19 protein-coding genes are annotated in these 21939 nt (G+C 63.1%); 6 read left to right on the top strand and 13 right to left on the bottom strand.

Annotated features, from left to right (window positions below):
* Positions 1-137: 137 nt before the first annotated feature.
* From J4E53_RS13590 to J4E53_RS13560, 7 genes are all read right to left on the bottom strand, one after another.
* Positions 138-887: an AraC family transcriptional regulator gene (locus tag J4E53_RS13590; protein ID WP_060742049.1), complete on the bottom strand. Its 750-nt coding sequence runs from the start codon at positions 885-887 to the stop codon at positions 138-140.
* 240 nt (positions 888-1127) lie between these two features.
* Positions 1128-2384, bottom strand: coding sequence for an FAD/NAD(P)-binding oxidoreductase (locus J4E53_RS13585; RefSeq protein WP_103309394.1), 1257 nt, complete (start codon positions 2382-2384; stop codon positions 1128-1130).
* A complete protein-coding gene (locus J4E53_RS13580) occupies positions 2381-2617 on the bottom strand; it encodes a 2Fe-2S iron-sulfur cluster-binding protein (protein WP_060742051.1) in 237 nt (78 codons plus the stop codon). Before J4E53_RS13580 ends, J4E53_RS13585 begins: the two co-directional genes overlap by 4 nt.
* A 191-nt stretch (positions 2618-2808) precedes the next feature.
* Positions 2809-3924 (bottom strand): FAD-binding oxidoreductase, encoded by a 1116-nt coding sequence (locus J4E53_RS13575; RefSeq protein ID WP_060742052.1) that lies wholly within the window; start codon positions 3922-3924, stop codon positions 2809-2811.
* A complete protein-coding gene (locus J4E53_RS13570; RefSeq protein WP_060742053.1) occupies positions 3921-4853 on the bottom strand; it encodes a 4-hydroxyproline epimerase in 933 nt (310 codons plus the stop codon). Before J4E53_RS13570 ends, J4E53_RS13575 begins: the two co-directional genes overlap by 4 nt.
* Positions 4854-4965: 112 nt before the next feature.
* Positions 4966-5637 (bottom strand): GntR family transcriptional regulator, encoded by a 672-nt coding sequence (locus J4E53_RS13565; protein WP_060742054.1) that lies wholly within the window; start codon positions 5635-5637, stop codon positions 4966-4968.
* Positions 5638-5778: 141 nt separating this feature from the next.
* Positions 5779-6945: an MFS transporter gene (locus J4E53_RS13560; protein ID WP_060742055.1), complete on the bottom strand. Its 1167-nt coding sequence runs from the start codon at positions 6943-6945 to the stop codon at positions 5779-5781.
* Between the two features lie 137 nt (positions 6946-7082).
* Between J4E53_RS13560 and J4E53_RS13555 the strand changes: the two genes are divergently transcribed.
* Entirely contained in the window at positions 7083-8474 is a 1392-nt protein-coding gene (locus tag J4E53_RS13555) for a PLP-dependent aminotransferase family protein (RefSeq protein ID WP_103309392.1), read from the top strand.
* 257 nt (positions 8475-8731) lie between these two features.
* A complete protein-coding gene (locus tag J4E53_RS13550; protein ID WP_060742057.1) occupies positions 8732-10873 on the top strand; it encodes a TonB-dependent siderophore receptor in 2142 nt (713 codons plus the stop codon).
* Positions 10874-10993: 120 nt separating this feature from the next.
* Here the strand turns inward: J4E53_RS13550 and J4E53_RS13545 are convergent, their stop codons facing one another.
* Positions 10994-11728 carry an SDR family NAD(P)-dependent oxidoreductase gene (locus J4E53_RS13545; protein ID WP_060742058.1) on the bottom strand — a complete coding sequence of 245 codons (735 nt, stop codon included), beginning with the start codon at positions 11726-11728 and terminating at the stop codon, positions 10994-10996.
* Positions 11729-12040: 312 nt separating this feature from the next.
* On the bottom strand, positions 12041-12247 hold the full coding sequence (locus tag J4E53_RS13540; protein ID WP_060742059.1) for a 4-oxalocrotonate tautomerase family protein: 207 nt from the start codon (positions 12245-12247) through the stop codon (positions 12041-12043).
* A gap of 128 nt (positions 12248-12375) precedes the next feature.
* On the opposite strand from J4E53_RS13540, the gene J4E53_RS13535 reads away from it, so the two are divergent.
* Entirely contained in the window at positions 12376-13299 is a 924-nt protein-coding gene (locus J4E53_RS13535) for a LysR family transcriptional regulator (RefSeq protein WP_060742060.1), read from the top strand.
* Between the two features lie 51 nt (positions 13300-13350).
* Here the strand turns inward: J4E53_RS13535 and J4E53_RS13530 are convergent, their stop codons facing one another.
* Both J4E53_RS13530 and J4E53_RS13525 read right to left on the bottom strand, forming a co-directional pair.
* On the bottom strand, positions 13351-13785 hold the full coding sequence (locus tag J4E53_RS13530; RefSeq protein ID WP_060742061.1) for a nuclear transport factor 2 family protein: 435 nt from the start codon (positions 13783-13785) through the stop codon (positions 13351-13353).
* 320 nt (positions 13786-14105) lie between these two features.
* On the bottom strand, positions 14106-15002 hold the full coding sequence (locus tag J4E53_RS13525; protein WP_060742062.1) for a LysR substrate-binding domain-containing protein: 897 nt from the start codon (positions 15000-15002) through the stop codon (positions 14106-14108).
* Positions 15003-15110: 108 nt separating this feature from the next.
* Here J4E53_RS13525 and J4E53_RS13520 point away from each other — a divergent pair, with 108 nt between their 5' ends.
* The 3 genes from J4E53_RS13520 to J4E53_RS13510 all read left to right on the top strand — a co-directional run bounded on the left by J4E53_RS13520 (position 15111) and on the right by J4E53_RS13510 (position 19354).
* Complete coding sequence (locus tag J4E53_RS13520; RefSeq protein WP_103309388.1) at positions 15111-16508, top strand: MFS transporter; 1398 nt, start codon at positions 15111-15113, stop codon at positions 16506-16508.
* The gene (locus J4E53_RS13515; protein ID WP_060742064.1) at positions 16505-17779 is read left to right on the top strand and encodes a glucarate dehydratase family protein; all 1275 of its coding nucleotides are present in this window, start codon (positions 16505-16507) and stop codon (positions 17777-17779) included. The genes J4E53_RS13520 and J4E53_RS13515 overlap by 4 nt, the downstream gene beginning before the upstream one ends.
* Before the next feature lie 390 nt (positions 17780-18169).
* The gene (locus tag J4E53_RS13510) at positions 18170-19354 is read left to right on the top strand and encodes a porin (RefSeq protein ID WP_060742065.1); all 1185 of its coding nucleotides are present in this window, start codon (positions 18170-18172) and stop codon (positions 19352-19354) included.
* A gap of 220 nt (positions 19355-19574) precedes the next feature.
* Here J4E53_RS13510 and J4E53_RS13505 read toward each other — a convergent pair whose 3' ends face one another.
* Together J4E53_RS13505 and cobA are read right to left on the bottom strand one after the other, a co-directional pair.
* Entirely contained in the window at positions 19575-21071 is a 1497-nt protein-coding gene (locus tag J4E53_RS13505) for a nitrite reductase (RefSeq protein WP_103309386.1), read from the bottom strand.
* A complete protein-coding gene (gene cobA, locus J4E53_RS13500) occupies positions 21068-21910 on the bottom strand; it encodes a uroporphyrinogen-III C-methyltransferase (RefSeq protein WP_103309384.1) in 843 nt (280 codons plus the stop codon). Before cobA ends, J4E53_RS13505 begins: the two co-directional genes overlap by 4 nt.
* Positions 21911-21939: the final 29 nt, after the last annotated feature.

The raw sequence follows: 21939 nt of genomic DNA, 5'->3' as shown, positions 1-21939 counted from the left end.
CGCAGTAATTGTGTGGGAGGACTGACCTAGAGGCTTTCCAGGCGGGCGGTGGCGTATGAGGGCAGGGTGCTACGTTGGCCTGTGGTGTTACAGATGGGAGCAGCCACGGGATCCGACGCCCCATCAGGGAACATGGATCAGCGCTGATTCTCGCGATATTGGCTGGGCGACAGGCTGGTCAGGGCGCGGAACTGGCGACTGAAGGCGCTGTGATCGGTGTAACCGCAGCGCAGGGCGATTTCGGTGATCGGCAGGTCCTGGTCGAGCAACAGCCGCGAGGCTTCCTCCAACCTTGCCTTGTGAATCATCTGCCGTGGTGTGAGTTGGAAGATGCGCTTGCAGTGCCGTTCCAGTTGCGCCACCGACAATTCGGCGATGGCGGTCAGCTCGGCAAGGCTGATGGGGCGGGCGAAGTGCTGCTTGATATGGGCGTCCACCGCCGCCAGTTTGTGAAACGCCGGATGGCTCGATTGCGGCAGTTGCAGGTCGCGGGAAATGCCGGCCAGGCCGACGATCCGGCCCTCCGGATCGTGCAGGGCGAGCTTGTGGGTCAGGCACCATACGGGCTGGTTGCCGTAATACAAATGCAGTTCGAGCTGGTCGGCCAACTCCCGCCCGCTGGCCAGCACCCGGCGATCCTGTTCGGTGTACAGCGGGCCGAAGCGTTCGGGGAACACCTGGTCGGCGGTGAGGCCGAGCAGGTCGCTGCGGTGTTTGAAGCCGCAACGCCGGGCCAGGGTCTGGTTGACGAAGGCGTAGCGGGCCTGCGGGTCCTTGATGAAAAACACCACGTCCGCGAGAGTGTCCAGCAGCGGGGCGATGGGCTGCAGGCTGCGCAGCAGGGTGTCGAGGTCGCAAGGGGCTAGGGCGGTGAGCGAGGGGTACATGGCCGGCGTCGTCTTTTTTGTGGGGCGATGGCGCAGTGTCAGTTGAAAATGTGCTGCCTGTCACGCCGCCTTCGCGAGCAGGCTCGCTCCCACATTGGGGGCCGCGGTGTCTCCTGCGAACCTTCTGTGGGAGCGAGCTTGCTCGCGATGGCGTCAGTGCATCCGACATCGATGCAAGCTGACCCACCGCTATCGCGAGCAAGCTCACTCCCACAGGGGATTGGGGTGAGTGCAGATCGGTCAGGTGGGCGGGGTTTCTGCCAGGTTCAGCAAGGTCTCGATCCGCGCCGGGCTGAAGGGCGGGCGCGGCAGGGGTGGAGTCCAGCCGAACAGGTGTTCCAGGGCGGCGCCGCACACTCGACTCTGGCAGGCGCCCATGCCGCAGCGGCTGGCCAGTTTCGCTTCGCGCCAGTTGGCATGGCCGGCCAGTTCGCCATACGGCACGTCCTCGCAGCGGCAGACCAGGGTGTCCGCCGCGGGCAGGGTCTTGAGTCGTGGATCGAGGGCGAAGGCCGTGTTCAAGGCCCGGGCGAACCCCTGCCAACGTGCGCGACGGGGCCACAGCTGTTGGGCGGCGGTGCTATTGCCGACGGCGGCATGGCCGGCGATGGCGCCTTCCACCAGCGCCAGTTCGCTGCCGCCGAAACCGGTGCACTCACCGGCGGCGTAATGTTCGCGGCGAGAGGTGGCTTGCCACGCGTCCACCGCCAGCGCCTGGTCTTCGACCGCGCAGCCCAGGGCCTGGCCCAACTGGGTATTGGGAATGAGCCCGAAACCGCAGGCGAGCCGATCGCAGGCCAATTCAATCGTCTTGCCTTGCTGTTGCAGGCGCACGCCCTCCAGCCGGTCCCGGCCGAGGGCTTCCACCACATGGGTGTCGGTGCGGTAGTGCCGGTCGAACAGACTGAACGATTGGAAAAGCTTCCCCGGCCAGCGTGGCAATTGCGCGGCGAAACCGACGACGGCGCCGCGACGGGCCTGCTCGGCGATGCGTACCACCTGTGCGCCCTGATGTTTTGCCGTGGCGGCGCTGGCCAGCAGCAAGGGGCCGCTACCGGCGATGACCAACCGTTCGCCGCGCACTGGCAAGCCGCCCTTGATCAACGCCTGCAACCCGCCGGCGCCGGTCACGCCGGGCAGTGTCCAGCCGGGAAACGGCAGCAGCAGCTCACGGGCACCCGTGCAGAGGATCAAGCGCTCGTAGCTGATCTGCCAGCCGCGCTCGGCATCTTCCACCAGCAAGGTTTTATCCGCCGCGCAGGCGATTACGCGAGTACCGGCATGGCAGCGTACGTTGGCGCAGGTGTGCAGTTGATCGCGCAGGCGTCGGGCGGCGGCGGGCAGGTTGGCCTGGGGGCCGTCGCGCCAGATCTGCCCGCCGGGCAGCGGGTTGTCGTCCAGCAGCACGATGCGTGCACCGCTGCTTGCCGCGGCGAGGGCAGCGGCCATGCCCGCGGGGCCGGCGCCGATGATCAGCAGGTCGGTGGTTTCGTTCATGGTCGGGTCTGCACATGCATGCCATCGAGGCACAAGGTCTGGCAGGCCAGGCGGCGCCGGCCATCGATCAACACCCGGCACTCCTGGCAGATGCCCATGCCGCACAAGGGCGCCCGTCGCTGGCCGCTGACCGAGGTGCGGCTGCAACCGTCCGCGCCCAGCGCCAATGCCGCCGCGACGCTGGTGCCGTTGGCCACTGACAAGGGGTGGCCGTCGAGGAATAGATCAGGCATAGGAACAATCCCCCAAGGGTAAATGGATATCAGCACCAAACGCCCATCCCGTGGCGAGGGAGCTTGCTCCCGCTGGGGCGCGCAGCGGCCCCGACAACGATCTGACAACTCGGTGTGTCGGGCCAATCCAGGGGACTGCTGCGCCATCCAGCGGGAGCAAGCTCCCTCGCCACAAGAACTTGTGTCGGGCTTCAGGCATGGGCCGGCTCTCCAAGGAAACGCTGCGGCAGGTAAGCTTGAGGCGCCAGCGGCGAGGTTTCGTCGAACAGCTGGGCCACCAGCAAGTCGGCCGTCGCGGGCGCAGTGGTGACGCCCAGGCCTTCGTGACCGACCGCCAGCCACAGCCCCTTGCGCTGTGGATGTTGCCCCACCAGCGGCAAGCCGTCGGGGCTCGCCGCGCGAAAACCGGTCCAGGCCCTGATGCCGTTCAGATGCGCCAACCCTGGCATGTATTCGACGGCGCGCTTGAGCATCTTCGCCAGCATCCAGCCTTCCACCTGCGGATCGACGCTGCCGAACTGCCGTGAGGCGCCGATGAACAATTGTCCGGTCGGGCGTGGTTGGATATTGCACGCCACCGACGGCCCGTTGGCGTTATGGGCGCTGGTGACGTAGCCCAGTTCCACCAGGGTGTGAGTGACGGTGGCGGGGTAGCGGTCGGTGATCAGCAGGTGGCCCTTCTTCGGCTCGATCGGCAGTTCCGGGCATAACTCGGTGGCCTGGATGCCATTGGCGAGGACCACCGCGTCGGCGCTCAGCCAGCGACCGTCGTCGAGGCGCACGCGGTGACCGTCGACTTCGCTGACCTGTGCCCGCTGCTGGCGAATGTTAGGCGCGTCCAGCATCCAGCGGGCGGCTGCCGGAGCGTAGAGGATGCCGTCGCCCTTGATCAGCAGCCCGCCTTCCAACCCTGGGCGTAGCTCGGGTTCCCGCTGATGCAGAGCGGCTTGGCCGATCAATTCGCAGGCTTCGCCATGGGCCAGCAGGTTCAGGTATTTGCTCTGGGCCACGGCCATTTCTTCGGCATTTGCCGCCAGCCACAAGGTGCCGTTGTTGCGCCAGGCACAACCCTCGGGCAGGGCCGGTGCCAGTTCGCGCCAGCGTTGCAGGGAGTATTGACTGAGGGCCAGTTCCGCCGGGTTGTCATCCAGCACCAGCAGATGCCCCATGCCGGCCGCCGTGGCGCCGTGCCAACCGGCGTCCAGCACCAACACGTTGACGTTGCGCCGGGCCAATGCCTGGGCACAGGCCGCGCCAATGATGCCCGCGCCGATGACGATCACGTCGGCGACATGGCCCTTGCTCACGGGCGAATGCCCCAGGCGAACGGGTCGTCGGTTTCGATGATCAGGGTGGTTTCGGCACTGATGTAGGCGCGACCGCGAATGGTTGGCACGATGCGCTCGCCCGAGTGTTCGTAGGAGCCTTCGAACTCGCTGCCAATGACACTGGCCTGGCGCCAGATCTGCCCAGGCTGCAGTTTTCCATCGGCCGCCAGGCACGCCAGTTTGGCGCTGGTGCCGGTGCCGCAAGGGGAGCGGTCATAGGCCTTGCCCGGGCAGAGCACGAAGTTGCGGCTGTCGGCTTGCGGGTCATCGGCAAACAGTTCGATATGGTCGATCAGGCCGCCGTCCTCGCCGCGAAAGCCCTGTTGCTCCAAGGCTTGCTGTACGGCGTAGGTGTAGGCGGTCAATGCGTCGAGGTTATCGCCGGCCACGCGCTGGCCATGTTCGGCGATCAGGAAAAACCAGTTGCCGCCCCAGGCCACATCGCCCACCACCTGGCCGATGCCGGGCACTTCCAGGGCCAGTGCCTTGCGGTAACGATAGGCCGGCACGTTGCGCACGCTGACCGAGCGGTCTTCGTGCAAGGTTGCCTGTACCGTGCCCACCGGGGTTTCGATGCTGTGCACGCCGGGGCCGATCCTGCCCAGGTGGGCCAATGACGCCACCAGGCCGATGGTGCCGTGGCCGCACATGCCCAGGTAGCCGCTGTTGTTGAAAAAGATCACGCCGGCACAGGCGCTCGGGTCCACCGGCTCGCAGAGCAGCGCCCCCACCAGCACATCGCTGCCCCGGGGTTCCAGCACGCAGGCGGTGCGCCAGGTGTCATGCTCGGCGGCCAGGCGTTGCTTGCGCTCGGCCATGCTGCCCTGGCCCAGGTCAGGAAAACCGTCGGTGACCAGTCGGGTCGGTTCGCCGCCGGTATGGGAATCGATCACGGTGATGCGTTTCATGGGAGGGCCACGTCCGTTCAGGTGAGTGACGGTAAGCGTGGCTCGCGCCCAGGGGTGGCGGCTTGATGGTTTTATCTGTCGCCGATGACGAAATCGGCACAACGTTGGCCGATCAATGGCTGGAAGGCAGGAACTTGAACAAGGTCTCGCAGACCCCGGCGATGTGCTCGTCCAGCAGCGCCACGGCCCGCTCGACATCACCGGCGCGGCAGGCCTTGATGATTTCCCGGTGCTCGTGATCGGCACGGTCCTTACCGGCCGAAAGGCTCATCTGCATGCGCAAGTAACGCTCCAGCTTGTCGTGGACCGAGCGAATCAGGCTCACCATGAACGGCCGTTGCGCCGGTTCGTAGAGACAGGCGTGCAGTTGCCAGTTCAGTTCGGCCCAACGCCCGACGTCGTCTTCACCGACGAACTCCCGGCAGATGCTTTCGGCGCGGGCGAAGGTGTCTTCGGTCATGTTGGGAATCGCCAGGCGCAGCACTTTGTCTTCCAGGAGCATGCGCACCTCGAACATCTGCGCCAGCTCCGCCTCGGAAATGCGCGTCACCATCGCCCCGCGATTGCGCTGGAACATCACCAGGCCCTCGGCCTCCAGGCGCTTGAGGGCTTCGCGCACGGGGATCTTGCTGACGTTGAACTGCCGGGCGATGTCATCCTGGCGAATCGGCTCGTCCTCGGCAAAATGCCCAGCCACGATGGCATCGCGCAGGTGGCGGGTGATGATTTCCGAGGTGGAAGGGGTGTTGCCCAGGTCAGGCAGGTTGAACTTGGATAAAGTCACGGCGGCGGGTCGTTCGGCTTAGGTGGGGATATGGTATACGACTTTGCCGAGCGCAGTGTCGAGCTGTCCAAGGCTTCCCCCAATCCTTCAGCCAGCCCCCTGTGGCGAGGGAGCAAGCTCCCTCGCCACAGGTTGGTGTGTTCAGCCGTGGGACAGGTGGCTCACATAAGCCTCAGTCCGGACGATGCGCCATCCGGTAACAGACACCCCAGCCAACAACGCCAGGCCGAATACGATCAACGCCACGTCCGCGCCGAAATGATCGGCCAGCAACCCGGTCACCACCACCGGGATGCTGAACCCGACATAGGCGAACAGGAAAAAACCGGCACTGACCCGAGCCTTTTCCGCGCCGGCCATGGCCGTGACGGCCGACAACCCACCCAGGTACAGAAAACCGTAGCAAGCGCTGCTGGCGCCCAGCGCTCCCAGCAACACGGCGAGCAGGGAGCCGGCGCTCGCGCCCCAGGCCAGCAAGGCATAGCTCACCGGCAGGATCAACAACCCCAGGCCCGTGGCCCTGGCCGGCGACATGCGCCGCACCCAAGGCTGGAAGAGCAAGCCGCAACTGATGACCGTGAAGGTCGACAGGCCCGACCAACGCTGCAAGTCGTGGGTTGCCAGCACCGACGGCAATATGGCGATGACCAGGCCCGAAGTCGCCCAGGCCAATAGCATGGAAAAGCTGTAGGGCAGGCTGCCGGCGGGAAACAAAGGCAGGCGCAGCAGCCGCGCGTCTTTGATTTTCAGCGCCGGGTCCGGCAGCCGCCAGACCACGACAATCGCCAGGGCGGCCAACAGCAGCTGCAGCCAGAAGCTGCCGGGCGTGGCGCTGGGATGGACGAACAGGAACAGACTGGTCAACGCCGCGCCCAGGCCAAAACCCAGGGAGGTGCTGGCGGTGACCCGGTTGGCCGGCGAGCGGGTATCGCGGGTTGCCATGAGCTCTGTCATATAGGCGGTCGACGTGGCCGAGGCCAGCCCGGTGCCGACCCCCATCATCAAGCGCGCGACACCCAGCGCCACCAGGCTCGGCCAGAGCAACGTCACCAGCGTCGCCAACATCGACAGCCCGAGCGCCACCAGGATCAACGGCTTGCGGCCCACCCGGTCGGCCAACCCACCGAACGCCAGCAGGACCGGCAGCACGCCCAGCACATAACCGGAAAACGCCACCGCCGTGGCCCCGGCCCCGGAGCCGGACAATTGCGCGTAGGTGGTGTACAGCGGCGCCTGCAGGTTGACCGCGAGGGTGATCAGGCAGAGGCCGAAAGCCAGCCCCCAGGCATGTCGATGCTGTGGGTTCAAGAGTGTTCCTTAAAGGGTGCGCATGAAGTCCCGGGGACTATCGCCGCCGGGCACAACGCAAACAAGGAACAGACGCCGGTCATTTGTGTTTAACTGTTTTCTAGAAAATCGAGAACACTTGGCCAAGAGTGCCCGCCGTGGACCTGAAGATTGATCGCAACACTGCCGAGCCCATGATCCGGCAGCTCGTGACGCACCTCACGGGCTGGATCAACGCCCATGGCATTCGCCCCGGCGCGCGAATGCCGTCCATTCGCCAGCTGGCCCGGGAAAATGGCCTGAGCCTGTCGAGCGTGATCAAGGCCTATGACCAACTGGTTGCCAGCGGGGTGCTGGAGTCTCGGCATGGCGCGGGCTTTTTTGTCGCGCAACAGGTGGTCCTGCCGGTGGAGCCGATAGCTGAAACGGATAACCCGTCGTGGCGGTTGTTCGACAATGAATCGACGCAGCTCAAGCTCGGTTGCGGCTGGCTGCCCGACGCCTGGCGCGACGACACCGACCTGGGCCAGGCGATCCGCCAGGTGGTGCGCAGCGACAACCACGCGTTGTTCAACTACAGCACCCCGTTGGGTTCGCCTCATCTGCGCCTGCACCTTCAAAAACGCCTGGGCCTGATCGACATTCACGTCGACCCGGCACAGATCATCACCACCCAAGGCGCCAGCCAGGGCCTCGATCTGCTGGTGCGAACCCTGCTCAAGCCCGGTGACCTGGTGCTGGTGGAAAGCCCCGGCTACTACAACCTGTTCAATCTGCTGAGGCTGCAGGGGGTCAAGACCGTGGCGGTGCCGAGGACTGCCCAGGGCCCGGACATCGCCCGCCTGGAACAGCTTCTCGGCGAGCACAAACCCTCGTATTTCTTCATCAACAGCATGTACCAGAATCCCACCGGCACCAGTCTGGCGCCGAGCGTGGCCTATCGTCTGCTGCAACTGGCGACGGCCCATGACTTTCGCCTCATCGAGGACGACATCTACGCCGATTTCCAGAATGGCCCGACGTCCCGCCTGGCTTCCCTGGATGCCTTGGACCGGGTGATCTACCTGGCGAGTTTTTCCAAGACCTTGTCCAGTTCGCTGCGCATTGGTTATGTCGTCGCCCAGCCCGACATCATCCGGCGCTTGGCCGAAGTCAAGATGATTACCGGCATCGGTTGTTCGCTGCTGGCGGAAAACGTGGTAGCGACGTTGCTGGCCAACGGTGCTTATCGCAAGCTGATCCAACGCTTGCGCCAACGCCTGAACAAGCAGATGGCAAGTACGCTGCGCCAACTGGACCCGGCCCACTGGGAGGTGTTTGCCGAGCCGATGGGGGGGATGTTCGTCTGGGCCAGGCCTCGGTGCCTGGCGGCACAACGGGTGCAGCAGATCGCCCGGGAGTTGCAGATCCAACTGTCCCAGGGCTCGACGTTCCTGCCTCAGGGGGAGGCGTGCGATTGGTTGCGGTTGAATGTGGCCTATACCCAGGATCATCGTGCGCAGACGTTTTTCCAGCGGGTCGCACAGGAATCGATTGGGGCGGGCCAGTAGAGTGTGGGGAGATTGTTCTGGCGCTATCGCGAGCAAGCTTTGCTCCCACTGAGGGAGAGTAGCGGCCAATCATAAGACTTGTACGCTGAAGATCCCTGTGGGAGCAAAGCTTGCTCCCGATGGCTGACTAAATAGTTACGAAATATCCGGCGTTAATGGGAATAAATATCAAATAGCAATGAGTTGCTGTATCTTTCGCGACACATTCTTGTCAGCCTCCCGATGTGGAGGCTTTTTTCCATTAGGATTGTGCATCGATGCGTCGGATTCTCGTTTCACTGTGTGTGCTCCAGGCTTACTCCGTTTCCACCTGGGCCGAACAGCCAGTCCCAGCCAAGCCGGCCTCCCTTGAGTTGCAAGCCACGGATATCGTCGGTAACGCCGACTATGAATCAGCACAGGGACCGGTGAAGGGCTATCACGCCACCCGTTCGGCCAGTGCCACCCGTACCGACACGGCGATCCATGAAACCCCGCAATCCATTTCCGTGGTGTCCCGCGACGTGGTCGAAGACCTTGGCGCCACGCGCCTGCAAGATGCCCTCGATTACGCCGGCGGCGTAGGCCGGGCCAACAACTTTGGCGGCCAGGGCCTGACCACTTTTACTGTTCGCGGTTTCACCACCGGGGAGTTCTACCGCAACGGTTTCCCGATCAACCGTGGCTACCCGAACATGCCGGACGCCAACACCATCGAGCGGCTGGAAGTCCTGCGTGGCCCGGCCACCATGCTCTATGGCCGTGGCGATCCGGGCGGTACCTTCAACGTGGTGTCCAAGCAGCCGTTGGCCGAGCGCACGGTGACCCTGGGCAGCCAGGTCAGCGACCAGGGGATGCGTCGCGGTACGCTGGATGCGTCCGGCCCATTGGACGAAGAAGGGCGCCTGGCTTATCGCCTGAACGTGATCGGCGAGGGCGGCGATACGTTCCGCGACCACGTCGAGACCGAACGCTACGGCGTCGCGCCGGTGGTCTCCTGGCAGGTCAACGACACCACGCGCCTGACCTTCGAAGGCGATTTCATGCGCAACAACCATCCGCTGGACCGTGGCTTGACCCATTACGCCGGCCAGCGTGGCACCGCCTCGCGCGATACGTTCTTCGGCGAAAAAGACGCCGGCAAGCTGCACAACGACAACAACATGCTGCAGGTGCGCTTCGAGCACATGCTCAACGACGACTGGACCCTGGCTGGCGGTACTCAGTGGCTCGACGGCACCCTGCAGGGCAATGCCGTCGAAGGCAACGGCATCGCCGCCGATGGCCGCACCCTGGGGCGCAACTTCAACTACCGCAAATTGGAGTGGACCGACCGTGACACCCAACTCAACCTCACCGGGCATTTTTCCACCGGCGGGTTCGAGCACACGTTGTTGACGGGCATCGAGTATGAAAACTACGACTACCAGTCCATCATCCAGCGTTCCGCCGCGGGCACCGGTGCCTACCCGATCGATATCTTCGACCCGGTGTATGGCCAGCCACGCCCGGCATTGACGCGCACGCCCACCGATGACCAGGAAAACCTCAAGACGTTTGGCGTGTTCGTCCAGGATCAGGTGGCGCTGACGGAGCGTTTGAAGTTGTTGGCGGGGGCGCGTTTCGAGCGATTCGAGCATCAGTATGAGAGTTTCGTCCCCCAGAACCCGCCTGGTAGTCGGAACTGGGACGTCACCGACAGTGCCGTCACCCCACGCCTGGGTATGATCTACGACCTGACTGACACCGTGGCGGTCTATGCCAATACCGCACGCTCGTTCAAGCCCAACACCGGTGCCAGACTCCAGGGTGGAGGGTTCAAGCCGGAAGAAGGCAAGTCCTACGAAATGGGTGTCAAGTGGGAAGCGCTGGATCGCCAGTTGAGCGTCGACGCGGCGATCTACCAGATTGAAAAGCGCAACGTCCTCACGCCCGACCCACAGGATGCAACATTCAACGTGGCTGCTGGCGAAGTGCGCAGCCGTGGCTTTGACCTGAACGTGGCGGGCAACCTGACGCCGCAATGGCGGGTGATCGGTGGCTATGCCTATGTAGATGCCGAAGTGACCAAGGACATCAGCATCCCGTCCGGCACCCGCTTGCTCAACGTGCCCAAGAACACCTTCAGCCTGTTGAACGTCTACGAGTTCCAGGACGGTGGCCTCAAGGGCCTCGGTCTTGGCGTAGGTGCCAAGTACGTCGATGAGCGGGCCGGCAATACCGCGGCCAGCACCTTTACCATGGACAGCTACACCGTCGTGGACTTGCTCGGTTACTACAAGGTCAACGAGCGAATCCGCCTCAACCTGGACCTGAAGAACCTGTTTGACGCCGACTACGAAGAGGGTGCATTCGGTGGGGTCTATGCTTATCCAGGTGCGCCGCGGACGGTACAGGCTGGGATTTCCTACACCCTTTGAGGCCGCGGGCAGTCGCAGTCCAAGTGGGAGCGAGCTTGCTCGCGATGGCGGTGTGTCAGTCAACATCAATCCCGACTGACCTGACGCCATCGCGAGCAAGCTCGCTCCCACAGTTTTTTCCTACCACTTACCGGTGCTCATCCCGCCGTCCACCGGCAGTATCGCGCCAGTCGTGAAATCAGCGCCCGCCAGGTACAACACGGCCTCGGCAATTTCCTCGATGGTGCCCACGCGACCGGCCGGGGCCAGGTTGTCGAGGAAGTCGCGGTGCGCCGGGTCATGCATGGGTGTGTCGATGATGCCGGGGGCGACCGCGTTGACCTTGATGTTGTGGGGCGACAGTTCCAGGGCCAGCGCACGGGTCATCTGGTTGACGCCGCCCTTGATCAACACGGGCAGCGCAGCCGGCACCTGGATGTTCGGTTGCAGCGCCACGGCGGCTGAAATGTTGATGATGAAGCCGCGCTGGCGCCCGATCATGTGCGCCGCTGCGGCCTGGCTGGCGTAGACGAGGCCCTTGAGGTTGGTGTCCAGCAGCGCGTCCAGGTCCTGGGGGCTGTATTCGACGAAGGGTTTCGGCAGGAAGAAACCGGCGTTGTTCACCAGCCCGTCAACGGCGCCAAACGCCTCGACAGCTTGGGCGATGAGGGCGGTTGAAGTGGCCGGGTCAGCGATGTCGCCGGCCACGGCCATGAAACCGGCCGGGTGGCCGAGCTGGGCGGCGGCAGCGTCCAGCCCGGACTGAGAGCGGGCATTGCCCACCACGTTATACCCCCGGGCCAGGAACGCCTTGACCAAACCCAGGCCGATCCCGCTGGAAGCGCCGGTGATGATGACGGTTTTGTTGAGGCTCATGATTGACTCCTGATCATTGAATGGAACCGATGCGCCTGTATGGCGGTGGTTGAGATCAGGGTATTGATGCCTCAGGGTTTGATAAATAAGGCTTCTGGTATTTGAGTTGATACGTCATGTAATCAATGGCAAGGGCAGCACATAACCCCTGTGGGAGCGAGCTTGCTCGCGATAGCGTCAGGTCGGTCGGGAGTGATGTTGACTGACACGCCGCCATCGCGAGCAAGCTCGCTCCCACAGTGTTGTTGGGTTGTCGGATTGGCAGGCAGAAAAAAGCCCGGTCAATCGGACCGGGCTCGCAAGGGTGGGAGATTATTCCTTGGGAAGACTTCGATACTCGGTGGTCGTCATCCCCGCATAACCCCAGTTATCCGTATCCACTTCCTCGATCACGATATGGGTCAAGTGAGGGTCCTTGCCCAGCACGCGCTGGAGGGTTTCGGTGATTTCGGCAATCACCTGGGTTTTCTGTTCACGGGTGACGCCATCTCGGGTAATTCGCACATTGACGAAAGGCATGTTGCACTCCAGCTGATGGGAAATGGACGCAGGACAACGCCCGCGTGTTGCAAGGCCACTGTATTTATACGCCACGGGCTGATAAACAGGCCTTTGGAAACTTCAGTTGATACGCGGTGTAACGAATCATGAAGCGGCATTTCGAAGACCTGCAGTTGGGTAGCATAGAACTGTTCTGCCTCGCGGCGGAGGCGGGCAGTTTCACGGCCGCGGCGCAGTTGGCGGGGGTTACCCCGGCGGCGGTGAGCCGCTCGATCTTTCGCCTGGAAGAGCGCCTGGGCTCACGGCTTTTCGTGCGCACCACCCGCAGCATCCGCCTGACCGAAGCCGGCAAGACCTATTTCGAACAATGCCGGCAAGCGCTGACGCAGTTGGTCGAGGCGCAACAGGAAATGATGGGCGCGCAATCGGTGCCGTCCGGGCAACTGCGCATCAGCTTGCCCACCACCTACGGGCATCATCGGATCCTGCCCTTGCTGCCGGCCTTTCGGGCGTTGTACCCGCAAGTCAGCGTGGACCTGCACCTGAGCAATCGAAACATCGATTTCGTCGCCGAAGGTTATGACCTCGCCATCCGGGTGCGGGCCCAGCCGGACTCGTCGATGATCGCCCGTCTGCTGGAAGACGCGAAACTGGTGGTGGTCGCGTCCCCGGATTACCTGCGTAAGGCCGGCACGCCGCAGGTTCTTGAAGACCTGGACGACCACGAGTGCATCCAGTTCGAATTGCCCAGCAGCGGGCGACGGATATCCTGGTTGTTCAATGTCGAGGGCAAGGAAAAGGAGGTGTTCGGCGAAGGAGGGTATTGCTGTTCCGACGACGTGCTCGGCGGTGTGACGCTGGCCAAACATGGCGCCGGCTTGTTCCAGACCTACAAATTCATCGTGGAGCAGGAGCTGGCCAATGGGCAATTGGTGGAGGTACTTGCGCCTTTTTCGGGGCGCTCGCGTCCGTTTACCTTGCTGTATCCCCATGGCCGGTATGTGCCGCAACGGGTGCGTGCCTTCGTGGACTTCCTGTTGGAGTACCGGCAGCACTGGTCCGGAGCCTGACAAAACCCCCTCCCCACAATGAATCACATCAGTTTTGCGTTCAGCCAGCGATCAGAACCGAAACGCCTGACGGCCGATCAACAGCCACTTGCCATCTTTCTGCTTCTGCCAGATCTGGAAGTTCTCGATTTCCGTTGGCACCACTTCCGTGCCTTTGAGCGCCTGTGCCGAGAAGTGATTGCGCACCAGCGCAGTGTCCCCGGACAAGGTGATTTTCTGGTTCTGCATTTCCAGGGTCTTGAATGCGCTCTTGCCCGTTTCGATGTCGGCGATGAAGGCTTTCTTATCCTGGATGTTGCCGCTGGAGTGCCCGTAGGTGAGGTTCTCGGCGGCCAGGGCCTGGAGTTGGGGGATGTCTTTATGCAGCATGGCCTGGGTCAGGTGGTCGACGGCCTGGGCCACTTCCTGCTCGGCCGATGACGTGGCTGCCGCTGCGTAACCGCTGAACAGGCACAAGAAGCTGACGATCAATGTCGCTTTTTTCATGGGGATTTCCTTGTTGTTGTAGGTATCCGGAGCGTATGAGGGCTTGGTCGCTCTCGTCTGTCATCGTACAACTTGTCGAAGATAACGGGAATAGCCGAGTCGTTGGGCAATGTGCGAAATCAACCTGGCCTGGTCAAAAGCACCTCGGGGGATCGACAACAATGTGGCGAGGGAGCTTGCTCCCGCTGGGCTGCGCAGCAGCCCCAAAAAAACAACTCAATGAACCTGACACGCCTCGGCACCCATTCCAGGGGCTGCTTCGCAGCCCAGCGGGAGCAAGCTCCCTCGCCACAGGAGACTCTTTAGCCGTGATGGCGCATTCACAACCCTTCGCGCACCGCCCCACGAATCCCCTCCAGCAACATGGTAAACGCCGGATTATCGTTGTCCTCGCGCCACACCAGGTGCAACTCGCTCTGGACCCCTTCGCCCAGGTCGATCTCACGAAACACCACCTGCTTGAACACCACGCTGGTGGCGCACCGCGGTACCAAGGCCAGGCCCATGCCGGCGTTGACCAGGGCCAGGATTGTCAGTGACGACCCCAACCATTGGACGAATTGTGGCGCGACCCGGGCCGAGCGGAGCATGCCGGTGAGCAGTTCGTTGAAGGGCGGGTAGGCGGAGTGCGAGTACATGAGGAACGGCTGGGCGTCCAGGTCCTGGACGCTCACCGTGTCGGCAGTCGCCAGGGGATGTCCGGCGGGTACCGCCAGCACGAAGGGCTCGCGCACCAGGCACTCGGTGGCATAGCCGGTCTCCAGCAGCGGCGAGCGGACGATGCCCAGGTCGATGCGCCGGGCACGCAGGGCTTCGTGCTGCTGGTAGGTGTTCATCTCCGCCAGGACGATTTTGACTTGGGGCTGTTTCAGCCGGGCCTCGGCAATCACTTTGGGCAAGAACTCGTACACCGCGCTGCCGACGAAGCTGATGGTCACCGAACCGATGTCGCCCTGGGCGAAACGCCGGGCCGCCACGGCGGCTTGTTGTGCCTGTTCCAACAGGTTCTGCGCTTCGATGAAAAACGCCCGGCCGGCGGCGGTGAGTGCCACGCTGCGGGTGCTGCGGGTGAACAGTTCGACGCCCAGGTGATGTTCCAGCAATTGGATCTGCCGGCTCAGCGGTGGCTGGGTCATGTTCAGGCGTTCGGCGGCGCGACGGAAGTTGAGTTCGGTCGCCACGGTGGTGAAGCAGCGCAACTGGGCCAGTTCAAACATTGATTCAATCCAGGTATCAATCAAGTGCCAAGTTAGATTAGACGGGAACAATCCACCGCGTCCATCATCGTCCCGTTCCCCACAAAAACAATGATCGGGAGGCACCCCTTGAATAACGTAACGGACTCCACCCATGACAGCACCCTGGCGCTCGCGGCGGCCAAGGTCAAACGTCATGTACTGCCGTTGGTGGTGGTGATGTTCATCGTCAACTACATCGACCGGGTCAACATCGGTTTCGTGCGCAGTCACCTGGAAACCGACCTGGGCATCGGCGCTGCCGCCTATGGGCTTGGCGCCGGGTTGTTCTTCGTCGGCTACGCGCTGTTCGAAGTCCCGTCCAACATGCTGTTGCAACGCTACGGCGCGCGGGCCTGGCTGACGCGCATCATGTTCACCTGGGGCGCGGCGGCGATGGCCATGGCCTTTGTGCAAGGTGAAACCAGCTTCTATGTGCTGCGCTTCATTCTTGGCGCCGCGGAGGCGGGCTTCTTTCCCGGCATCATCTACTACTTCACCCAGTGGCTGCCCGCCAACGAGCGCGGCAAGGCGATGGCGATCTTTCTCAGCGGTTCGGCCATCGCCTCGGTGATTTCCGGCCCGGTGTCTGGCGCCTTGCTGCACATCAGCGGGATGGGCCTGCATGGCTGGCAATGGATGTTCCTGATCGAAGGTTTTGCCTCCATCGTGCTGTGCGGGTTTGTCTGGTTCTGGCTGCAATCGCACCCGAGCCAGGCCAAATGGCTGACGGCTGAAGAGAAAGCCGTATTGATCGCCGCCATCGCCGAAGAGCAGCGGGCCCGGGAAGCCGCGCAAGTGATCAAGCCGTCGATGTTCAAGTTGTTGGCCGACCGACAGATCGCGCTGTTCTGTTTCATCTACTTTTCCATCGCCCTGACCATCTACGGCGCCACGTTCTGGCTACCGAGCATGATCAAGAAAATGGGGAGCCTGGGGGACTTCCAGGTCGGTTTGCTCAATTCCATTCCGTGGATCATTTCCATCGTCGCGATGTACGGCTTTGCCGCCCTGGCCGGTAAATGGAAATTCCAGCAGGCCTGGGTCGCGGTGACGCTGGTGATCGCTGCGTTCGGCATGTTCATGTCCACCACCGGCGGGCCGATCTTTGCCTTCGTGGCGATCTGTTTCGCGGCCATCGGTTTCAAGGCCGCGTCGGCGTTGTTCTGGCCGATTCCCCAAAGTTACCTGGATGCCCGTATCGCGGCGGCGGTGATCGCCTTGATCAACTCCATCGGCAACCTCGGCGGCTTCGTCGCGCCCACGGCTTTCGGTTTCCTGGAACAGACCACGGGCTCCATCGAGGGCGGCCTGTATGGGCTGGCCGCCACCTCGCTTGTCGCCGCGGTGGTGATCTTTTTCGCCCGCACCGCACCGAAGCGCGACACCCCGAACTCACTGTCCGGTCGGCCCGAAACCGTTGCCGAAGCGAATCAGCTGGAAAAATCGCAAGCCTTGAAACCTGGCCCATCGGGAGCCGCTGCATGAAGATCAAACGCGTCACCGTGACACCCATCGCTTTTCGCGATCCACCCTTGCTCAACGCCAGCGGTATCCATGAGCCGTTCGCGCTGCGCTCGATCATCGAGATCGAGAGCGACAACGGTTACATCGGCCTGGGGGAGAGCTACGGCGATGCCCCGGCCCTGGCAATCCAGCAGCAGTTGCAGAGCCAGTTGATCGGCCTGGACCCGTTCAACCTCAATCAGTTGCGGGCCATCGTCCAGGCGACCGTCGCCGCGCAGAAACCGGCCAGCGTTGCCGGTGCCGAACTGGCACCGGGCTCCCATGCGAGCAAGGCGGTGAGCAATGCCTACTCGGCGTTCGAAGTGGCCTGCCTGGATTTGCAGGCCCATTACCTGAACGTGCCGCTGGTGGACCTGCTGGGCGGCGCGATTCGCGATGAGATCCCGTTCAGTGCCTACCTGTTTTTCAAGTACGCCGAGCACATCGATTCGCCGTACCCGCCCGACAGTTGGGGCGAGGCGCTCAACGAACAGCAGATCGTCGCCCAGGCCCGGCGGATGATCCAGGACTACGGCTTCAAGAGCATCAAGCTCAAGGCCGGCGCCCTCGATCCGGAACATGAAGTGGCGTGCATCAAGGCGCTGAAACAGGCCTTTCCCGGCTACCCGTTGCGCATCGATCCCAATGCCAATTGGTCCCTGGAGACCTCGATTCGCATGGCCGAGCTGCTGGGGGATGACCTGCAGTATTACGAAGACCCGACACCAGGGCTGGAAGGCATGGCCGAGCTGCACAAGCGCACGGGGCTGCCGCTGGCGACCAATATGGTGGTCACCGATTTCGATGAGTTCCGCCGTAGCGTGGCCCTGGACAGCGTGCAGATCGTCTTGGCCGACCACCATTATTGGGGTGGTCTGCGGGACACCCAGGCCCTGGCGAAAATGTGCAGCACCTTCGGCCTGGGCGTGTCGATGCATTCGAACTCGCACCTGGGCATCAGCCTCATGGCCATGGCCCACGTGGCGGCCGCGGTGCCGAACCTGGACTACGCCTGCGACACCCATTACCCGTGGCAGGAGCCGGATGAAGAAGTGATCAAGGGCGGCAAACTGCCGATTGTCGACGGCTGCGTGAAGATCACCCGGGCGCCTGGCCTTGGCTTGGAATTGGACCGGGATCAACTGGGCAAGCTGCATGACCAGTTCCTCAGTTGCGGTATCCGCCAGCGCGACGATGTGCGGCAGATGCAGCGCTACCGGCCGGAGTGGAAGACCGTCAAGCCGAGGTTCTGAGCTGATAGCGAGGGGGCCTGCTGCGCAGGCCAGCGGGAGCAAGCTCCCTCGCTACAAAAGCTACACGGTGCAAACCTGTGGGAGCGAGCTTGCTCGCGATAGCGGTGAGTCAGCTTGCATCGATGTTGGATGCACTGTCGCCATCGCGAGCAAGCTCGCTCCCACAATAAGCAGGACAACCGGCCCACACCCAAAGTATCGCACCCGTCGGCAAGGCAGTCTTACACCCAAGCTGTCGCGCCCCTCGACCTCGCCGTCTTACACCCAAACTGCCGCGCCGGGCCGGCGCTGCCAAAGCATTCGCCAATTGCCTCCAAGGCAGCGTATGACGCGCCCTGGCACCTTTCGATAATCGCCTCCGACATCCCGTCCCCTGTTGCGGAGCGCGCCATGCACAACAATAAAAATACCTGCCTGCGTTTTTTGCCTGCGGTCATCGCCGGTCTTTCCAGTCTGGGCCTGACGTCTTGGGCCAACGCTGAAATCATGCTGTACGACAAGGACCAGACCACTTTTTCCACTGACGGCTACATCAACGCCTTTTACGTCAACAGCGACGTGGACCGCGCGGGTGAGCAGTACGACCGTCGGCAGGCGCGGGTCAAGATGGGCTTTTTGCCCAACTACCTGGGCTTCAACATGGGCAAGCAGGTCGATGACCTCAAGCTCGGCGCCCGGGCTTCGTTCTGGGTGACCATCAACGACAGTGAAACCAATGGCACCGACACCGCCATCGACGTGCGCCAGTTCTACGGCACCGTGGCCAACCCGGAGTGGGGCGAAGTGCTGATCGGCAAGGACTTCGGCCTGTTTGCCCGCTCCAACATCCTGCTGGATGAACTGCTCGCCGGTTATGGTCAGGTCAGCGATACCCTGGGGCTGGTGGACGGCGGTGGCGTGTCGTTCGGCAACATCGGCAGCGGTTACCCGTACCCGTTCCCGACCTCGCAGATCACCTACCGCACACCCGTGATGGACGGGCTGCGGGTGGCGGTGGGGATCATGGACCCGGTGGACACCAACGACAACAGCGCTACCGGCAAGGCCTATCAGGAAAACCCGCGCACCGAGAGCGAAATCACCTACCAGTTCGACCTGGGCGGGGCGAAGATCTACAGCTGGCTCAACGGCAGCTACCAGACCTCGGACAACACCGATTCCACCGTCGAGTCGGTAACTTCCAAAGGCCTGGGGTATGGCGTACAGGCGAAGATGGGTGGGTTGTCGCTCACCGGTTCGGGGTTCCAGGCCAAGGGCATCAACCCGTTCTTCACCAACAACGCCGGCGAGGCCACCCTGCGCAATGTCGACAGCAAGGGCTACCTGTTGCAGGGCTCGTACAAGCTGGGCAAGAACCGCCTGGCGCTGTCCTACGGCAAGACCGATGACGACGGCAACGGCGTGGTAGGCAGTGGCGCCGATTACGAAACCCGGGGCATCGCGCTGTTCCACGACATCAATGACAACCTCAAGCTCGTGGCCGAGTACAACCAGTTCGAAATCAACGGCCACGACACCAGTGCCCAGAACGAAGACACCGACACCTTTGCGGTGGGCGCGGTGCTCACCTGGTAAGAGTTGGATCCTTTGGGTCCGACGCCGTCTGTGGGAGCAAGGCTTGCCCGCGATAGCCGCGCCGCATTCGAACAGATGAACCGCGTTATCGTTCATCGCGGGCAAGCCTTGCTCCCACAGATAAATCCCCTCGCCACAATAGTCATTCCAACTGGACACCGTCGCAGTCTTTTGTGGCGGGGAAGTTTGCTCCCGGGGGCTGCGCATCAGCCCCCTTTTTTCAGTGGGATGTCCCCTCGGCGAACTCGATCTTGTTGCCGACGTTGTACTTGCCCGAAGGCTTGTTCATGGGCAGGCGCTTGATTTCCTTGAGGGTGTTGCTGTCGTAGACGATCAGCGCGCCATCGGTGTCCCAGATACTCAGCAGCAAGTAGCGCCCGTCGCGGGTGAACTCGACGTGGGCGGCAGTCTTGCCGGGCATGGGCCGCAGGGTGTGGGCGATTTCCAGGGTCTGTTTGTCGATCAGGTGGATGGCGTCGTTGTCGGGGCCGAAGAACACATCGGTCCAGGCGTAGCGAGAGTTGGCATGGCTGCGCAGGAAGAAACCCGGCCCCAGGGTGGGGATCTGCTTGATGACTTTCCAGGTGTCGAAGTCGATCACCGAGATCAGCCCCTTGCTGATGTTGGGTGTGGCGAACACCCAGTGCCCATCGCGTTTCCAATAGGTCCCCGAGCCCAGGTGCGGCATGCCCGGCAGCGCGATGTCGGTGACGATCCGCCCTGTGTCGAGGTCGATCACCTGGCCGCCCTGGGCCTTGCGCGAGGTGGCGAGCAACTGCCGGTAGTCGGGCGAGAAGGAAAAGTCGTCGAGGTAATCCTCGGCTTCGATTCGCCTGGGCACGAAGTCCGGGTTCGGCCCGGTGGACAGCTCCCAGACCTCTTTCACATCCTTCAAGGCCACGATGAAGCTGTTGCGCGGCGGCGCGGTATAGACCGCACTGACCCGCGAGGCCTGGCCGCCCAGTCCCACCGTTGCAACCGTCTTGACCAGCGACAGGTCGCGGGCATCCAGCACCACCACGTTGCCCGGCAGGGTGTTGCCCACCAGCACCCAGCGCCCGTCCTTGCTCACCGCCAGGTTGCGGGTATTGAGCCCGGCCCGCACCTCGGCGATGAGCGTGAGGTTGTGCAAGTCATACAGACTGATCCAGCCGTCCCGGGAGGCGAAATAGACGAAGCGTCCGTCCGGCGAAAATTTCGGTCCGCCATGTAGCGCGAAGTGTGAGGCGAAGCGCGCCAGGACCTCGAAGCGATCCCCGTCGATGATATCGACGTGATGGTCGCCAGCCTCCACCACCACGAACAGGTTCAGCGGATCGGCGTGGTGCTGGGGTTTATCGGGCAGGGTGGCGACATCCGCCAGCAGGCGATGGCTGCGGCGAGTGTCGGCCTCGCTCCAGGTCGGTTCGACGGCGGGCGGACGTTGGAGATAGTGGGTCAGGCCATCGATCTGCGCGGGCTCCAGCACCGCGCCGAATGCCGCCATCTGGCTGGCTGGGCGTCCATGCTCGATCACCTGGCGAATCTCGTCGGGCTTGATCCGGCTCAGGCTCTGGGGCAACAACGCCGGCCCGGCAGCGCCGATGCGATTGACCCCGTGACACTGCTGGCAATGTTGCTGGTAGTTGTGTTCGGCCAATGCCAGGTCCGGTTCAGGCGCCGTGGCAGCGTGGACGGCACCGATCCACAGCAACGGGGCAAGCCAGCCGAGGTTCATGATGCCACCCTCGCGATACCGGGCTGGAGCGGTATGCCCGGGTGCAGGCGCGCCGGATGCTCCAGCAACTGATGGGCAAACAGGCCGACCACCTTGCCGATCACCGTCAAGGTCGGCAGGCCTTCGGCGCACGTCAGTGCCATCTCCGGCAATTGCTGGAGGGTGCCACGCAGGACCTGCTGGTCGGGTCGCGTGCCGTTGCTGATCAAGGCCGCCGGCGTGTCGGCCGCCAGGCCCGCTGCGATCAGCCGCGTGGCGATGGTGCCGAGGTTCGACAAGCCCATGTAGAACACCAGGGTCTGGCTGTCATCCGCCAGGCTTTGCCAGGGCAGGTTCAAGTCGCCTTCGCGTTGCAGATGACCGGTGATGAAACGACAGGAATTGACCATGTCGCGATGGGTCAGGGGAATCCCGGCATAGGTGCTGCAACCGGCCGCGGCGGTGATGCCGGGCACCACCTGGCAATCGATACCCCGGGCCAGCAGATACTCCAGCTCTTCGGCACCGCGACCGAAGATGAGCGGATCACCGCCCTTGAGCCGCACCACCCGCTGGCCCAGGTCGGCCAGGTCGGCCAGCAGTTCGTTGATTTGTGGCTGGGGCAGGCTGTGGCAGCCGGCGGCCTTGCCGACGTAGTGCCGGGCGCAGGGCAGGGGGATCAGGTTGAGCAGTTGCGGGCTGATCAAGCGGTCGTAGACCACCGCGTCGGCCTGCATCAACAGGCTCCAGGCGCGCAAGGTCAGCAGGCCCGGATCACCGGGGCCGGCGCCGACCAGGGCGACCTCACCCGGTCTGAAGGGTGATTGCAGGGCAGCGGGCAAAACGATGGAGGCAGGCATGGGACTTCCTTGGTTCGTCATCAGGTTCG

It is taken from the genome of Pseudomonas sp. FW305-28 (assembly GCF_017351395.1).
GTDB classification, from domain to species: domain Bacteria; phylum Pseudomonadota; class Gammaproteobacteria; order Pseudomonadales; family Pseudomonadaceae; genus Aquipseudomonas; species Aquipseudomonas fluorescens_AA.
Note: the sequence above shows the minus strand (reverse complement) of the source record. Positions and strands in the feature narration are given on the sequence as shown.

Excerpts from the sequence above, each read along its gene's own strand:
- J4E53_RS13535 (WP_060742060.1), top strand. The coding sequence starts at position 12,376 with ATGAAGCGGCATTTCGAAGACCTGCAGTTGGGTAGCATAGAACTGTTC.
- J4E53_RS13505 (WP_103309386.1), bottom strand. The coding sequence starts at position 21,071 with ATGAACCTCGGCTGGCTTGCCCCGTTGCTGTGGATCGGTGCCGTCCAC.
- J4E53_RS13590 (WP_060742049.1), bottom strand. The coding sequence starts at position 887 with ATGTACCCCTCGCTCACCGCCCTAGCCCCTTGCGACCTCGACACCCTG.
- J4E53_RS13510 (WP_060742065.1), top strand. The coding sequence starts at position 18,170 with ATGCACAACAATAAAAATACCTGCCTGCGTTTTTTGCCTGCGGTCATC.
- cobA (WP_103309384.1), bottom strand. The coding sequence starts at position 21,910 with ATGCCTGCCTCCATCGTTTTGCCCGCTGCCCTGCAATCACCCTTCAGA.
- J4E53_RS13570 (WP_060742053.1), bottom strand. The coding sequence starts at position 4,853 with ATGAAACGCATCACCGTGATCGATTCCCATACCGGCGGCGAACCGACC.
- J4E53_RS13530 (WP_060742061.1), bottom strand. The coding sequence starts at position 13,785 with ATGAAAAAAGCGACATTGATCGTCAGCTTCTTGTGCCTGTTCAGCGGT.
- J4E53_RS13525 (WP_060742062.1), bottom strand. The coding sequence starts at position 15,002 with ATGTTTGAACTGGCCCAGTTGCGCTGCTTCACCACCGTGGCGACCGAA.
- J4E53_RS13540 (WP_060742059.1), bottom strand. The coding sequence starts at position 12,247 with ATGCCTTTCGTCAATGTGCGAATTACCCGAGATGGCGTCACCCGTGAA.
- J4E53_RS13545 (WP_060742058.1), bottom strand. The coding sequence starts at position 11,728 with ATGAGCCTCAACAAAACCGTCATCATCACCGGCGCTTCCAGCGGGATC.
- J4E53_RS13515 (WP_060742064.1), top strand. The coding sequence starts at position 16,505 with ATGAAGATCAAACGCGTCACCGTGACACCCATCGCTTTTCGCGATCCA.
- J4E53_RS13585 (WP_103309394.1), bottom strand. The coding sequence starts at position 2,384 with ATGAACGAAACCACCGACCTGCTGATCATCGGCGCCGGCCCCGCGGGC.
- J4E53_RS13550 (WP_060742057.1), top strand. The coding sequence starts at position 8,732 with ATGCGTCGGATTCTCGTTTCACTGTGTGTGCTCCAGGCTTACTCCGTT.
- J4E53_RS13580 (WP_060742051.1), bottom strand. The coding sequence starts at position 2,617 with ATGCCTGATCTATTCCTCGACGGCCACCCCTTGTCAGTGGCCAACGGC.